This is a genomic window from Thorsellia anophelis DSM 18579 (assembly GCF_900111395.1).
GTDB lineage: Bacteria > Pseudomonadota > Gammaproteobacteria > Enterobacterales > Thorselliaceae > Thorsellia > Thorsellia anophelis.
In genome coordinates this window covers 69,177-86,134 of record NZ_FOHV01000006.1, presented here as the reverse complement: position 1 = coordinate 86,134, position 16,958 = coordinate 69,177, and the positions used below count along the sequence as shown (strand labels likewise).

Genomic DNA, 16,958 nt, shown 5'->3' with positions numbered 1-16,958 from the left:
TTAATGCCTGCTCTTGCTAGCCGCTACTGGTCGGCCTACCACCATCTTAACTACAAAGCAGGTATCATAATACCCTGATAAATTACTGTAATAAAAGTTACGGTAATTTATATTACAGTAATTTTTATTATTAAAATCATATATTAAATCATATACATTGACTAGTAGATCATAATAATGATCTATTACAAAAGTAAGGGACAATTTTATTAGGAAGTAATTTATGGACAAATTTTATAATCGCTATGGACATCTGGATTTACTTACATCTATTACCCAAAATGTAGCCACAACAAAAGGGCGTTTGACTGTAATAATTGGTCGGCGGCGAGTTGGTAAAACAAAATTAATCAAAGAGCATATAAAACAAATTCAGTGCGTAAAGACTGATAATACTAATAAAAAGCCTATCAAACACCTTTATTTTTTCATTTCTAAAAAAAGTCAAAATCAATTGGTAACTGAATTTACCGAACTCATCATTCACGTACTTAAGGTTAAATTTTTCGCACCAAAATCTTTAAGAGATATATTTGAATTTTTGTTTGAGTATGCTAAATCGGAACCATTATTGCTTGCAATCGATGAGTTTCAAGATATCACATTTATTGATAACAGATTATATTCAGACTTGCAAAACCTATGGGATTCTAATAAGAGCGAATCAAAAATTCATCTAATCTGCTGTGGTTCACGCTATAGTATGATGATCAATTTATTCCAAAATAATCAGGAACCCTTATTTAATAGACATGATTACTTCATAAACATTAAACCTTTAACACCATACTACATTAAACAAATAATGCATGATAACAACATATACACACCAGATAACTATCTTATGTGGTGGATGCTGAGTGGTGGGATCCCTAAATATTTAGAATGGTTATGCCTATTGAAAACAGATCCTTTAGAAAAATTAATTAATCATGGTTCTCCATTGATTAATGAAGGAATGCATCGCTTGATAGAGGAATTTGGTAAGCAACATAGAATTTACTTCTCAATTCTGCATGCAATATCATTAGGCAATACCACCCGAACACGCATAGAAGATTTTTTAAAAGAGGGGATAGGTCCACATTTACAAGTATTAGATTTAGAGTTTAATATTATCGATAAGGTTCGACCAATTACTTCGAAAGACAATTCTAGGGATATCAGATATCAAATTAAAGATCCATTTTTAATGTTTTGGTTTAGATTCATCTATGCAAATTGGTCAGCGATTGAAATTGGTAACTTTGAGTATGTTCAAGCAATGATTAAGCGTGACTTTCATCAATTTTCAGGTAAGGCACTTGAAGATTTATTTAAAGCAATTTTAGTTGAATCAAAGCAATATAATAGAATTGGTGGATACTGGGATAGAAAAGGGGAAAATGAAATCGACCTGATTGCAATAAATGATTTAAACAAGACTATTGAATTTATTGAAGTCAAAAGACAATTAAAACATTTTAATAAAACTAAGTTAATTCAAAAGGCTAATCAAGCATTAACTGTTTTAAATTTACCCAAATATGATGTTTCATTCGAATGTTATGCATTAGATAATATGGAACACATACTAAATAAACATTTCCTAACCTTACAGAAACAACAGCATTAAGATTACGTAATTCCCATTAGCAATCAGGAAGTAGATTCAAATATTCGTGCTTTAACGAATATTGATACTCTATCCCATTTTACGTGCATGCTGTGAACGTTAACTATTAGGAAATGTTAATAGCTTCGTTAAAATGTGGTATTTGGCTTTTTAACGACGCAGTGTCATATAATCGTTACAATAACACTTTTTCGGTAATTTTTATCCGAAATTGTTCTTTTAAAAGGGCTGTATGCTTTCAAGGTAAGCGCTAATTTAACTACACATTGACATTTTTAGCTGCTATTTCTTTTGCGTAATTAAATGGCGCTAAGTCTGTTATATTAGCACTCGTTTCACGTTGTGGTAATTATGTAAAGACATGAGTAAGCCATTCATAGGGATTGACTTGATTTGTTAGGCATTAAGTTAAAAATTAACACGCTTGCATCAGCACCTTTTGGGGTATCAGAAAATATCTAGTTCTTTCTTCCTACTGCAATCTGTTAATGACCAATTAAAATGTCTATTGACAAGAGCAGCTATTGTCAAACACCTTAGTGTAACAGAGACGGTGTCGCTCACTATTCATAGACAAAAACTGAACAATCACGTATTGAACTTCTTAGATTACAAATATGATTCCTCACAATTATCTAGCGCTGTTTTTATGGTTTGGATTAATTCATCTTGGGTAAATAATTGATTAAGAAATTCTTCAAAAGACCCAATCACATCGATTTCAGAAAAATACCCGGTTCTATCTGTGCCATATATGGTAGGATTATTGATATTTTGGTCAGAGAGTGAAATAAAATAAGTATCAGGATAACCATCTGATGTGGCTAGTAATAAAAATTCAATATTGTCTTCCGTTTGAAAAAAAGCTTTGATTTTATCTATTGCTTCATCAGTAAACATCCACATCCACTCTTCATAGTCACCACTCCCAATAGTTAATGGGGTAAATAATTTAGGTAGCCAATGTATCTGCCCGCAACGTTCACAATCAAGCTGATTATCAGGAAAATAATTATCAACTATTTTTTGAAAAAAGAGTGATTGATTTTCTAAATATAAAGGCATTAATGGTTCAATAAAATCCCCTATATCTACAATAGGTTCCTGTTCATGTGCTTTCGCCCATGGAGTATCTACTGGTTTTAGATAAAAACCAAATTTAAATTCAATACTTAACATTCGCTCCATTAATGGATTTTGATGCGTTTGCACGTTATTAGATAAAATCACGCCATTGAGATCATAAATCCGCTTATTTATCGATTCAATACTCATGATATGCTTTCCTTAAAATATGATTTTGGATCACCGATGGTATTATGCTTAAATAGCAGCCATCTACCCATGCTTTACGATTTGCTAATTTTTACCTTGTGATTCAGTAGAACAAACAACATTATCGATTTGTGTACTTTATGCATTTTGTCGATAAGATAAGGCACACTCAAGGCAAAAATTACCGTAATCGGCATGTCACTCAAGAAAAAGTCACTTACTTAAAATCTAATGATCAAGTTAATTGACAGGCTGACGTCAACTAACATTACTGATGAATACCGTCAATTACTTGATTTTCTTGTAAGAACTGATAGATGTTAATCAACTATGACGACAAAAAACTTCCCTTTAGGGAAGTGTAATTCAAATTCCATTTGCTTCTAACTCTTCCCAGCGACTAAAAGCTTTATCAAAAGCAGCTTGTGTATCAGCAAGTAGTTTCAACGCCGCTTCTGTTTCCGTGTGTGGTTTTGAAAAGAAATCACTTGCGCTTACCAACTCATTAAGTGTTTCAATTTCAGATTCTAACCGTTCTAATTCAGCTGGCAACATTTCAAGCTCTTTCTGCTCTTTAAAACTTAAGCGACGTTTAGTTTGGTTAGCAGGTTGTTGGCTTTTTGCTTGAACTGTATTTTTGGGTTCGTTAATCTTATTATTTGATTTCTCAGCTGCATTCGATTGGTTATTTAATTCAGCCTTAGCTGCAATAGATTGTGTTCGTTGTTGATGAGCATCATAATATCCACCGACAAAAGAACTGATTTTGCCTTCACCTTCGAATATCCAACATTCACTAACGCAACTATCAATAAACTCCCTATCATGACTGACTAGTAATACGGTACCTTGATATCCATCGACTAATTCTTCTAACAATTCCAATGTTTCTACATCCAGATCATTAGTAGGTTCATCCAGTATGAGTAAATTACTTGGTTTTAAAAATAATTTTGCTAGTAATAGACGATTACGCTCGCCGCCTGATAATGCTCGAACTGGTGTCATCGCACGTTTAGGTGGAAATAGAAAGTCTTGTAAATAGCCTAAGACGTGCCTAGGCCTGCCATTAACAAGGACTTCTTGTTTACCTTCAGCGAGGTTATCCATCACGGTTTTATCAGGATCAAGTTCAGCGCGGTATTGATCAAAATATGCAACGTCTAGTTTTGTTCCAACATGTAGACGACCTGATGTAGGCTTGAGTTCTTCTAAAAGCAATTTGATTAGCGTTGTTTTACCACAACCATTAGGGCCAATGAGTCCAATTTTATCTTGCCTTAAGACTTTAGCCGTAAAGTTATCGACAAAACGCCTCATTTCTCCTGTTTGATTATCAATACGCTCAAAATAGACATTTTCTAAATCAAATACTATCTTACCTGAGCGCGTTGCTTCATTGACATTTAAATTCGCTTTACCGAGCACTTCACGGCGAGCGGCCCGCTCGTTACGTAAGGCTTTTAGTGCTCTAACACGGCCTTCATTACGTGTTCTTCTTGCTTTGATACCTTGGCGAATCCAAACTTCTTCTTGAGCTAATTTTTTATCAAACTCAGCGTTTTGCAAGGCTTCTACACGTAATTGTTCTTCTTTACCCTCCAGATAAAGTTCATAGTTACCAGGCCAACTTGTCAAAACACCTCTATCTAAATCAACAATCCGCGTTGCCATTGAACGAATGAAAGCCCTATCATGCGAAATGAAAATAATGGCTCCATTAAAGCTTTTCAAAAATTGTTCTAACCATTCAATAGTAGTGATATCAAGATGGTTTGTCGGTTCATCAAGTAATAATACATTTGGCTTTCTCACTAAGGCTCTACCTAGCGCGGCTTTACGCATCCAGCCACCAGAGAGAGAGGATAACTCAGCATCTGCAACTAACCCTAGTTGTAAGATAACCTCATTGATTCTCGATTCTAAGCTCCATAAATTATGATGATCTAATTGGGCCTGAAGTTCAAATAACGTATCCATTAATGCTTCACTGTAATTTGTTGCCACTTCATGCGAGACAGCATGATAACGACTGAGAAGAGAAGCCTGCTCTGATACACCTTCTGCAATATAATCAAATACGGTACCGCTGATGTGCCTTGGCGGATCTTGTTCCAATCTTGCAATAACGGTTTCATTTTCATAGATGATGCGTCCATCATCTAATGCAAGTTCCTTTGATATGACTTTCATCAACGTGGATTTACCCGCACCGTTACGGCCCACGATACACACGCGCTCTCCCATTTCAATATGGAGTTCAGCATTATCTAATAAAGGGGCATCACTATATGCAAGATAGGCGCCTGAAAGACTAATTAATGACATGAATAATACTTCCTTAAATCAAGTTTAAAAACAAAGTGGGTTAATCGTTATGTTTAATTAGCCAGCTTTGGTGAATGTGTTTGTTGCGTGCAAAATCTAATGAACGTGTTTTATCAGTAATATTTGTTGCGTTAAAACCAATTGTGTTCACTGCTTCATTGTCAAGCTTAAACCCTCTGCGATTATTGGAAAATAAAATCGTTCCATTTGGGCGAAGTAAAGCCTTAAGGCCTTGTAATATTTCGATATAATCACGTTGTACATCAAAAGACTCATGCATTCTTTTTGAGTTTGAAAAGGTAGGGGGATCGACAAAAATTAAATCATATTGTGGTAATTCAGTTTGCATGACTGAGAGCCAATATAAGCAGTCAGCCTGAATCAGTTGATGTTGTCTACCACTGATACCATTTAGTTGCAAGTTACGTTCCGCCCAGTTCAAGTAGGTATTTGAGAGATCTACGCTAGTGGTACTTTTCGCTCCACCTAAAGCAGCAAAAACCGTGGCACTTCCCGTATAGGAAAATAAATTCAAAAAATCTTTTCCCTTCGCCATCTCGCCCAGCATTCTTCGTGCAAGACGATGATCTAAAAATAAGCCAGTATCTAAATAGTCCGTTAGATTAACCCAAAATTGAGCATGATATTCATTCACTTCAATCATGTTTTCTTTCTGGGCCATGCGGTTATATTGTTTTTGACCAGATTGGCGTTCACGCGTTTTTAAAATGAGTTGCTGCGGTGACAGTTCAAGTACAGCCAAAGTTGTATTAATCGCATCAAATCGCCTTTTACGTGCGACTTGCTCATCGACTGTTTTAGGCGGAGCATATTCTTGAAGCACGACATATTCAGCGTAGCGGTCTATGGCCACATTATACTCTGGTAAGTCAGCATCATAAATGCGATAACATTCAATTCCCTCAGCAGCAGCCCATTTATCTAATTTTTGACAGTTTTTCTTCAAGCGATTAGCAAAATCCACTGCAATAATTGCTCTATTTGATTCAGATTGAATCGTTTTGTCAATATTTGAAGTTGCATTAGAATCCGAATGAGATTGCTTGTTATTATTTGAATCAACCGCTTTTTTCTTACTACTTAATGCATAATTTTTTTGTATACATTCAAGCGGACCATTTTTGGCTTTAAATTGCTTGCTTGCCCTTAATTGTAAGCAGCTTAATAACATATCTGATGAAGTAAAGACAGATAACTGCCAACCTGGAAAATGAGATTTAGCTTGCAGTCCAATTTGACTATAAAGCGCAATCAACTCAGGTTCGCTGTGTAAACGCTCACCATAGGGAGGATTCATTAATAGGGTTCCTGTTATCTGGTGGCTTGGTTCATCAGATGTATTTACGACAATCGGATTGCTCAACTCTGTAATATCAGCAATTTGAAACTCAAATACCCCTCTTAATCCTAATTGTTCTGCATTTTTAGATGCATGCTTTATCATTACCGGATCATTATCAAATCCAAAAAATAATGGACCTGTAGATTCACACTGTTTAATTAAGGCCTCTCTACCTAAATTAGCTGTCTCTAGTGCTGATTGTTTTACTGATTGCCAAATCTCAGGGTTATGGCCTTTCCAAGCAAAAAAGCCCCAATGATGTCTTAATAAATTAGCTGCCATATTAGATGCTATCATAGCAGCTTCAATCAGAAGCGTGCCTGAACCACAAAATGGATCAATTAATGGGGTTGTGACCTGCCATCCTGAGCGTTTTACTATTACAGCTGCTAATGTCTCTTTTAAGGGGGCTGCGCCTGTTTGTGTACGATACCCCCTTTGGTTCAATGCTTCACCACTGAGATCTAAAGAAACATGTGCTTCATCTTTGTTTAAATAAATATGAACACGAATGTCTGGGTCATTTTTATCAATATGCGGCCTTGGTAATTTATCTTGTAGATATCTATCAACGATGGCATCTTTAACTCTCTGCGCGCCATATTGAGTATTCCTAATTTCTTCATTTTCACCTGTAAAATGCACTACCATGCTTGCATCTTCCGCTATAATATTTGGCCAGTCCATTTGCTTGATGCCAAGATACAAGGTCATATCATCATATGCAGGTACTGTCTTAAGAGGGAGTAATATTCTTGAAGCAAAACGAGTATGTAATAGGCTTTTGTATGCTAATGCCAGGGATTCATTATTTTCTTTTGATAAAGATGAAAAATATACACTGCCTTGAGTAAGCTTGCACTCTTGTGCACCGAAAGATTCAAGTTCTTGTTTTAATAGCTCTTCAAAACCACGAGCACAGGTGGCAAAAAATGTTTGCATGTCTATTCCTAAAAGTTAAATGTGTTTGCAAGCAAATAACTTGCATTACTTTAATAGATTATAGCACGCTCTTTGCTTATGCGATATTTCAATCGGTGCGACAAGTGCAATCAGTGAGTAGGGTATTGATAATAAGAACGATAGATTGTTCATATTACAGAGGTGTAGAGTAGGATTTAGAATAAAAATCGCGATTTTGAGCGTTATATAAAAAGCAAAATATCATGATGTTTGACTGGAAAATATTATAGCGAAAGTGAGTAGTCCTAATTGAATATAAATGATTACTCGTATAGATTATAACGACACTTAGTATTGATGAAAAAAGAAAGTTAATAGTGCTAGGGGGGACTTAAGCATACTAATCCCTCTTCCCATCTTATCGTTATCTCAATCAGTCATCATAATGCAGATGAAACTAATACCTATTTTAAAGGGTACTGTCAGGATGAAAACACAATTATAATGATACCCAGCCTAATTTTCATGATTAGGCACTTCAGAGAATTGTCGTTGCTGTCTTGATTCACTTAATGTCTCTCTTAGATCCATATCTCTTAATAATTGATTAAATGTGGGTTCACTGATTTTGTGTTGTAAATGCAGTTTATCGAGCAATTTACGCTCTGCTTTAATCGCTGTGATATGTAATTGTGCTTCATAACTGTGAGCCCATACAGCTAATCTAGTTTTATCAATCTCAGATTCTGTTAAATTACTTTCTCTTTCGTAAATTTGAATTAAATTATCAGCGACTTTGTTAATCGCCTCTAATTCAGTTTCATCTTGAATGAATTCATTTAATTTTTCTTGATGCTGTTTGATGGCTTCAATCGCTTCTTCAGAGAGAAGTTTATTGGCATAAAGTATCTCTTGATGAATCGGATCTGTGACATGCTCCACAAAATGCTTAACGACTCTTGGTAGAACGATGCTGCTGACAATTAAAGAAAGTAATATCACGCCACTTGCAATAAAAATTAGCAGTTCACGATTAGGAAATGGTGCCCCAGTACTAGCGATAAAAGGAATAGCCATGATTGCAGCTAGGGTAATCGCGCCTCTTACACCTGCAAACGTTGCAGTCAGTAATACTGGAATTTTTGGAAGTTCAGGTTTAGTTGTAAAGTCTTGATTTTTTATACGATTGGCAACAAATACCCATAAAAACCTAAGAATTAACATTGCAATATAGATCGCTACAACGAAAAGCACTAATTGCCAAATAGAAGTAACCCCACTATCTATTTCACTAACATAGATTTTGTACCAAATTTTAGGTAGTTGCAAGCCTAATAAAATAAAAGCTAGACCATTTAACACGAATTCTAGCATAGTCCAAATGCTACTACTTAAGAGTCTTGATGCTGTTGACGTTTTATTAATATTTTGACTATAAGTCATTGCCATTCCAGCACCGACAGCAGCAAGTACTCCCGAGACTTGAACGAAATTAGCAAATTGATAGGCAATAAACGGGATTAATAATAGTACAATGACCTGAATACCTGGCTCATCATGACTAAACTTGGCGAGTTGATGTTGTACCGCACACATAAACCATGCGACAAAAGCCCCTATAATAAACCCGCCTAAGGCAACTAATACAAATTGCGCTGATGCATTAGGTAATGAAAAGACACCAGTAACGCCTGCAATTAATGCAAATTTAAATGCAACCAATCCAGTTGCATCATTGAGTAACGCTTCTCCTTCTAACACTAATTTCAATTTAGAAGGAATCTTTCCTTGCCCACTAATGGCATTCACAGCTACAACATCTGTTGGGGATAAGACAGCTGCTAATGCGAATGCCATAGGAAGCGATAAGATGGGGATGAGCCAATGAATAAAATAGCCCACCAATAAAATGGTAAAAAAGACTAGACCAATCGCTAAGGCTAGAATAGGTCTTTTTAGGTAATAGAACTCTTTTTTAGGGAAACGCCAACCATCGGTAAATAGAAGCGGCGGTAGAAAAATGAAAAGAAATACTTCAGGTTCAAGCACGATATCGATTTTAAAAGGGGGCAGAGCAATAATTGCACCAATTATAATTTGGAGCAGAGGTGCAGGAAAATTAAAGGGCAGAATCTTAACGATGCTCGAAGAAACGGCAACAGCAAATAGTAATAGAATGATAGTAAAAAGAATGCTCATTGATTGCCTTGTTGCATTGATTTCATGACATATTGAGTTAAGCTGTAAATCGGTTATGTTATTTATTTATGTCTTGATTATAGCATTTTGAGGTTTAAATAACATTACAAATGGTCACAAAAAATTATAAAGCAGCTCACTTCTTAATATCATTTTCATGATGATTCATTTAATACACTAAGAGCGAACAAGTATGATTTAACTAACTCATTCGATTTTTTGTGTGTAAAAGTAAATATTTTAATTTTTTATCAATAGTATAAAATTATTATTTCAGATGTGTTTAGGGGAGAGTATTTATTTGTATATCATCTTAAACGTATATTTCAATTTTTTTCAATTGTTTAATATCAGTGAGCACCCGATTTTTTAGTTTATTTTTTAAAACTACTATTATGCCTGAATCATATTTTAATATTTCAAGGTGCATTTGTTGATAAGTTTACAGTTTTAATTAATTTTTCACATGATGGTTACAGTTTTATATTTAATTGTTATAATGGAGATTATTATAACTAATTGATTTATTAATGAATTTTTACACTTTATTTGTGTAATGTGTATTTTCTAGGGAATTAAAAATGGCTGTTATCAATACTAACCTTTTATCAATAGTAGCAAATAATAATTTATTTATTTCAAAAAGAGGACTCGCCTCCGCTATTGAAAGGCTTGCATCTGGTTTACGGATAAATAGTGCAAAAGATGATGCGGCTGGTCAAGGGATTGCCAATCGGTTGACGACGAATATTCGTGGTTTCGCCCAAGCAAAACGTAATGTATCAGATGGTATTTCTATTGCTCAAACAACTGAAGGGGCATTATCTGAATCAAATAGTAATCTCCACAGGATTCGAGAATTAACAGTCCAAGCGAAAAATGGTAGTAACAGCCAAGAGGATCTTAATACTATTCAAGCTGAAATACGTATGCGTTTAGATGAGATTGATAGAATTGTCGAGCAAACACAATTTAATGGTAAAACAGTGCTCAATAGCAATGGTAATTTAACCTTACAGACCGGTGTGAATGATAACGAGACTGTATCGATTAAGACTAGAGCTATGCGTACTGAAGAGCTCGGAATACATTATTTCAATGTTAATGGATTAGATGAATTTAAATCGCTTACCCAAGAGCAAGCTGATGAATTGACTAGCCATAGTGGATTGTCGCCAAATCAATTGAAAATCAGTGATGTAAGCGCGCAAGATGCAATCACAACATACGCCCAAAGCAGTGGACTTACGGCTGATGCACTAAATACAGATCAAAAGCTCTATCATGGCGGTGATGGCAATTATTATATGAAAGTTGACATAAGCCAACCTGTAGTATCACCTAATGATGAGAAATTTAAAGCATTAAGAATACCAACAGATAATACACCAAAGACATCTTTACTTATCAAAGTTGTAAAAGGAGATTATCAGGGAAATGGTGAATTTACAGTTAAATTACCAGATAATATGAATTCTATAATACTTGGTAAAATATCTACCGAAATTGCTGTTAATGCTCCCAATAATGGCCTTAATCTTATTCGAGATGACGCTGCGATTGAATCTTTCACTAAAGCTGAATTACTCTCTATCTTGCCTAATTTAGCCCCAAGTCTGATTAACTCATTAGCTGAACCCATTCGTTTTAGCTATAATTTTCCCTGGCCTGTTGGGTCAAATGGCTTTGCTGTTTCAGAATAGATATCGACTGCTATGCTTAAAGTTGCACCTAATGTTGGGGTGCGAAAAATAGACGATAAATATGTGCTTAATTTTATTGCCTCAGACAAAGCAAATGAATTAGGCTTTTATGAAGGACAAAATGTTTACTGGCATATTACTGATAGATTAGATGAAATCACATTTTTTACCACATCTCCATCACCTTCTACTTTATACATTCGAGTCACTCCCTTGTATCTTACTGGATCTTTTGATGAGTTATTTATCGATGTAGGAGATGCGATTTTCTCTGTAGGTGGAGAATCTGTCAGTGCAAAAACTGCTATGCCTCTTAAAGAGTTTGATAGTGCCATGAAAAAAATTGATGAATATCGTGGCGAGCTAGGGGCGGTGATGAATCGATTAGAATCGACAATGCAAAACATTTCAACTTCAAAAATCAATTTAGAAGCCGCAAGAAGCCGAATAGAAGATGCTGACTATGCAGTTGAAGTTTCGAATATGAGCCGCGTTCAAATACTACAACAAGCAGGAATGTCAGTTTTGAGTCAAGCAAATCAAAGCCCTGAATTAGTCCTTCAATTACTAAAATAAAAGGGATTAAATTTTTGTTATTCAACTGTAGCACATGCTTATTCACAAGGACGTTCTACGCTTGAATAACAAAAAGTACAAACTTACTCTATGAACAAATCTAGACCGTTCAGTTTCAATAAATGGTTAATCCATGCATTATATAGGTATATTCATAGTGAAATAACTGTGAATATACCTATATGAAATATCGCTCCTATTCAATCATAAACTACCTTTGAACTGATGAACAGAAAGTAGGCCCACACGTGATAACTCTAAAATTTGGTCCAGGTTTGTTTGTTTAACCAAAAAGTAAAAGGAGTGATCTTCTCCTGTCTCAAACATCACAAGCGACATCCTTAGGCTCTGTAAAATTGCTTGTAATTGTGTCATGAGTGATTCGTAATGTGTCGATTCTTCTGCTTCTTCTAAAAGAGCGAGGATTTTTGCTGGAATTGCAATGTTTTGCTGTTCGAGTCTTCCTATGACTTCTTCAATTAATGTAAAAGCATCCATTAAATCAATCTGAATTGAATAGGGAATAGATATCATAAAATTGCTTAATTGCATGAAAAGGGTATTTTCATTTAAGTAAGCATTAATCATCTCGTCAGTTAATGACTCTAGGCGAGTATCATTAATAGATTGATAGGTATGAAGCAAGTAATTCCAAACATCATTCTCAATTTCAGTAAAAATATCTGTTCTTACTTCAAGGTAGGCCAAATGAAACTCATTGATTTCACTCGTTGATAGAGCAAGTAATGGATAAAGATCATCATGCGCTTTTCGAATCTGTTGCATAAACGAAAGAGCAGCTAATTTAGAACTAGGTAAATCATCGAAAAAATGGGGTGTATTTGCTAAGGTAGGATGATTATCTATCTCAGAATCTGACTCATCTTGTGGTGCGTTGTTTTGAATGCTCTCATCATCGTCTGTTTGAACATTAAGGCTCTCATAATATAGGGGATGCAAGAAAGGCTCTATTCCTAGCTCAATACCGAATTGTTGTTTAATTGACTCTAATTCAGGAGATTTATCTATTTTAATTGTACTTAAAAGATAGCCAGTTTTAAGTGATATGGCAATTGGTAAGATACCATATTGCTTTAATGCATCAATATAGAGAGACAGAGCTTTAGCTGCGCTCATTGCCGCCATTGAAGATTCTGTATGATTAGGAAATAGGGTTGAAAAATCTAAATCATGATTCATCAAGTGAGAATCAAAGGCTTCAACAATAGATCGCCCACTGCTTGACGTTACCTCATAAAAAAGTCCGCAGTCTGATAACATAGATCTCACGGCCGCTTTAAATAATTCAGAACCATATTGTTTAAGTTGGTTTTCTGTGACAAGACTTGGATCTAAACCAAGTTCAATTAGCGTCTGATTCACTTCATCAGAGTAATAATTTTGCAGCCCATTATTTAATTGGTAGGCAATACCAATTTCATCTTGTTGTTCTACGGCGATAATAGGTGTTATCGCTTTACCAAAACGGATAGTATGCTGGTATACAAGTTCCATAGCTCGTCTTGGATCATCTTTTAACGGGAAAATTTGATCAAATAAGTTTTTAATAAAATTGAACATCATTCAATTCCTTTTTTCGAAAAATTAGATATATGTTAGAACAAGTCAATCTTTAACCTAAAGCTCACATATGCAATGCAGAGAAATCATTTACAGGCACTCATTACGCAAATTTAGCTCGATTATGGATACCTAATACGATGACTTCCAATTAAGTATCCATACATTAAAAAAGTGACAATTTACAAAGATTCACCATTCGTTTGGAGGACTGTTTTGTACCAATCAAATGATTTCTTTTTACTGCGGGCAAAAGTACCCGTACCATCATCTTGTTTATCAACATAGATAAAGCCGTAGCGTTTGCTCATTTGACCTGTTGATGCGCTGACAAGATCAATACAGCCCCACATAGTGTAGCCCATCAAATCCACACCATCTTTGATAGATTCACTGGCTGCAATAAGATGGGAGTGTAGGTATGAAATACGGTAATCATCTTCAATCGAACCATCAGGATTAACCGTATCAACAGCACCTAGGCCATTTTCCACGATAAATAATGGTTTTTCATAGCGGTTATAAATTTGATTTAAACTGACCCTAAGACCAGTTGGATCAATTTCCCATCCCCATTCACTGGTCGGCAGGTAGGGATTTTCAACTCCGCTCATCATATTACCACCAACACGATTTTCATTACCTGTTGGGTATTTTTCAGTGCAACTATTATAATAACTCAGAGCAATATAATCGACGGTATGTTCAGCTAATAAAGCTAAATCACCTGGTTTAATATCAATATCAATACCATTTTCAAACAGATGACGTTCAATAAATGCCGGATATTTACCGCGTACTTGTACATCAGAGCAAAAGTAATTCCAAATTCTCTCGATTTCATAAGCATACAGAATATCTTTAGGATCGCAGCTATAAGGATAAAAGGGTGCTGCAATCATCATACAACCAATTTGACACTCAGGCATTTTTTGTTTAGCTAATTTAACAGCAAGGCTGCTTGCTACAAATTGATGGTGGAGCGCTTGGAATATTTTGGGGTTTTGAAAATTATTGCCACTTGTTGAAAATCCAAGACTCATCAATGGCATCATAAATGCACTATTGATTTCATTAAACGTCATCCAATATTTTACTCGATCACCAAACCGAGTAAAAAGTACGTCACAGTAACGTTCAAACAGTGAGATTAATTCTCTAGATTGCCAGCCTTTATACTTTTTAGCTAAGTGTAACGGCATTTCAAAATGAGAGATTGTTACAACTGGTTCAATACCATACTTTAGCATTTCATCTATTAAGCTATCATAAAAAGCTAATCCGGCTTCATTTGGCTGTTGTTCTTCTCCTGTGGGAAATATGCGAGCCCAAGAGATAGAAAAACGATAGCACTGAAATCCCATTTCAGCAAATAGCGCAATATCTTCTTTATAATGGGTATAGTGATCAATTCCCACGTGGTTTGGATAGGTATGAGTATCAGCTAAAATTTCAAGTGGCCTTTCTTCCATTAACCACTCAAGTCTTATTTTTCCACCAGGTAATATATCAGCAATAGTCAGCCCTTTATTATCTGTAAGATACGCGCCTTCAATTTGATTAGCGGCTGTTGCCCCTCCCCATAAAAAATTTTTAGGAAAACGTTTAGAAAAATCCCTATCTGAAATACGCAATTTAGTGTTGTTATTCATCGTCAAGTCCTTAATTATAAAATAATATACCCAGTTATGATTTTTTATGGCGGTATGTGAGTATGGTCAATATAGCACTGATTGAAAAAGCCGTGATAATACCAAATACAGCAGCATAAAAACTGGCACCAATGCCTTCTTCTGGGATGGTTGAGGCTAAGAAAAATATTCCTAGTGCGCCAAACGTGTATCCTTTAACACCCAGCGTGCCAGCGACAGCCCCACCTGCAGCACTACCTATAATGCCCATAATAAACGGGGATTTTCTTGGTAAGGTTAAACCATAAATAATTGGTTCTGTTACGCCAAATACACCTGAAACTGTTGAAGATGCTGTTAGACCAGCATTCTTAGTATCGCGATTAAGAAGCATTTTAACTAAAATGCCAAAAGCAGCACCAGTTTGGCCCATCACAGCGATTTGAGTCATAGGATCTAAGAAACTAGTTTTGACCGTGGCATAGTCATTAATAATAATTGGAATAAAGCCCCAATGTAGGCCGAATATCACAAGAGGCTGCCATAATGCACCAATTACTGCGCCGCCAATAGTTGGATTTAAAGCATAAAGAGCTTGATATTTAGTCGCTAAGTAAAAACTTGAGAAGTCTGCGGTTGGGCCAATTAATAAAAACACCAACGGTCCTACAATTAAAATCGCCAGCATAGGACCAACGAAGTTTTTAATTGCTGCAGGTAAAATCTGATTTAGTATACGTTCAACATGTGAGCTCAAATAAGCGGCAAAAATTATCGGAAGTACAGAAGAACCGTAATCAATCAGCGTCAGATTAAACATCATAAATTGTTTTGGGTCACCAGCGCTTACTACATCTCTAATGGCAGGGTGTATTAGAGCGCCACCTAAAACCATTGAGACAAATACATTTCCACCAAAGGTTTTAGCTGCTGAATATCCAAGTAAGATTGGCAAGAAATAAAAGAGCGCATCGGATAGAGCATATAAGATAATATACGTACCTGACGTTTCGTCTAAAACTTTTGTCATGAGTAAAATAGCAATCAATCCTTTAATCAACCCTGCACCGCACATAGCGCCTAGAGTAGGAGCGAAGATTCCTGAGATTGTTTCCACTAGTCTACCCATAATGGTTTTTTTATCCGCATCGGTAGGTTGGCTGGCATGTTTTTCTAATCCTGGACTATTAGAGTTGATGAGTAGGTTAATCGAAGCAAAGACTTCAGGGACTTCATTACCGATGATAACTTGAAATTGTCCACCTGATACAACAACCGTTAAGACACCGTCAATAGCTTTAATGGCTTCTATATCAGCAGCTGATTGGTTTTTTAAGCTAAAACGCAACCGAGTAGCACAATGTACGAGACTACTGATATTCGCAGCCCCACCAATATGGTCGAGAATGGAAGATGCAATGTTTTTATAATTTTTCGCCATGAATTACCCTCCTTAAAGGATAAAATAAAAATTGGATTAATCAGTATCAAATATTAGGATGAAAGTAACTGTCAGAGTAAGTTATTTCGCTATTATGAGCTAACAATAGGGACTAACTCAAGTGAATTACTTGTTTTGGTGTTGATTTGATATTTCAGGCGATACAATTAAATGAGATTATCTCATTTAAATACGTAATTTAAAAAAATAAAATATAAATTTAATGCGTGGGATTTGGTATAAATAAAAGGGCTAGTTTTTATAGTTTTACTCTATATAAGTACGAGATTTTGTATTAATAATATTAAAATCAAAATCTCGTTAAGCAGGCTAATGGTGAGGT

The 16,958-nt window shown here is 35.5% G+C and carries 10 protein-coding genes; 3 read left to right on the top strand and 7 right to left on the bottom strand.

Annotation, left to right across the window (positions count from 1 at the left end):
* Positions 1 to 223 precede the first annotated feature (223 nt).
* Positions 224 to 1,615: an ATP-binding protein gene (locus tag BMW37_RS05070; protein WP_093318312.1), complete on the top strand. Its 1,392-nt coding sequence runs from the start codon at positions 224 to 226 to the stop codon at positions 1,613 to 1,615.
* Positions 1,616 to 2,224: 609 nt separating this feature from the next.
* Here the strand turns inward: BMW37_RS05070 and BMW37_RS05065 are convergent.
* The 4 genes from BMW37_RS05065 to BMW37_RS05050 form a co-directional block, all read right to left on the bottom strand.
* Positions 2,225 to 2,890 (bottom strand): hypothetical protein, encoded by a 666-nt coding sequence (locus BMW37_RS05065; RefSeq protein ID WP_093318311.1) that lies wholly within the window; start codon positions 2,888 to 2,890, stop codon positions 2,225 to 2,227.
* A gap of 366 nt (positions 2,891 to 3,256) precedes the next feature.
* Entirely contained in the window at positions 3,257 to 5,218 is a 1,962-nt protein-coding gene (locus BMW37_RS05060; protein ID WP_093318308.1) for an ABC transporter ATP-binding protein, read from the bottom strand.
* Positions 5,219 to 5,258: 40 nt separating this feature from the next.
* Positions 5,259 to 7,523, bottom strand: coding sequence for a bifunctional 23S rRNA (guanine(2069)-N(7))-methyltransferase RlmK/23S rRNA (guanine(2445)-N(2))-methyltransferase RlmL (rlmKL, locus tag BMW37_RS05055; protein ID WP_093318306.1), 2,265 nt, complete (start codon positions 7,521 to 7,523; stop codon positions 5,259 to 5,261).
* Between the two features lie 477 nt (positions 7,524 to 8,000).
* Complete coding sequence (locus BMW37_RS05050) at positions 8,001 to 9,683, bottom strand: Na+/H+ antiporter (RefSeq protein WP_093318304.1); 1,683 nt, start codon at positions 9,681 to 9,683, stop codon at positions 8,001 to 8,003.
* 581 nt (positions 9,684 to 10,264) lie between these two features.
* Between BMW37_RS05050 and BMW37_RS15800 the strand changes: the two genes are divergently transcribed.
* Both BMW37_RS15800 and BMW37_RS05040 read left to right on the top strand, forming a co-directional pair.
* Positions 10,265 to 11,386: a flagellin N-terminal helical domain-containing protein gene (locus tag BMW37_RS15800; protein ID WP_093318302.1), complete on the top strand. Its 1,122-nt coding sequence runs from the start codon at positions 10,265 to 10,267 to the stop codon at positions 11,384 to 11,386.
* Between the two features lie 12 nt (positions 11,387 to 11,398).
* Positions 11,399 to 11,962, top strand: coding sequence for a flagellin (locus tag BMW37_RS05040; protein WP_093318300.1), 564 nt, complete (start codon positions 11,399 to 11,401; stop codon positions 11,960 to 11,962).
* 204 nt (positions 11,963 to 12,166) lie between these two features.
* Here BMW37_RS05040 and BMW37_RS05035 read toward each other — a convergent pair whose 3' ends face one another.
* The 3 genes from BMW37_RS05035 to BMW37_RS05025 all read right to left on the bottom strand — a co-directional run bounded on the left by BMW37_RS05035 (position 12,167) and on the right by BMW37_RS05025 (position 16,615).
* Positions 12,167 to 13,543: a hypothetical protein gene (locus BMW37_RS05035; RefSeq protein WP_093318299.1), complete on the bottom strand. Its 1,377-nt coding sequence runs from the start codon at positions 13,541 to 13,543 to the stop codon at positions 12,167 to 12,169.
* Between the two features lie 182 nt (positions 13,544 to 13,725).
* Positions 13,726 to 15,195, bottom strand: a complete 1,470-nt coding sequence (locus BMW37_RS05030; protein WP_093318297.1) for a glycoside hydrolase family 1 protein — start codon at positions 15,193 to 15,195, stop codon at positions 13,726 to 13,728.
* Between the two features lie 34 nt (positions 15,196 to 15,229).
* Positions 15,230 to 16,615, bottom strand: coding sequence for a PTS transporter subunit EIIC (locus tag BMW37_RS05025; RefSeq protein WP_093318295.1), 1,386 nt, complete (start codon positions 16,613 to 16,615; stop codon positions 15,230 to 15,232).
* Positions 16,616 to 16,958: the final 343 nt, after the last annotated feature.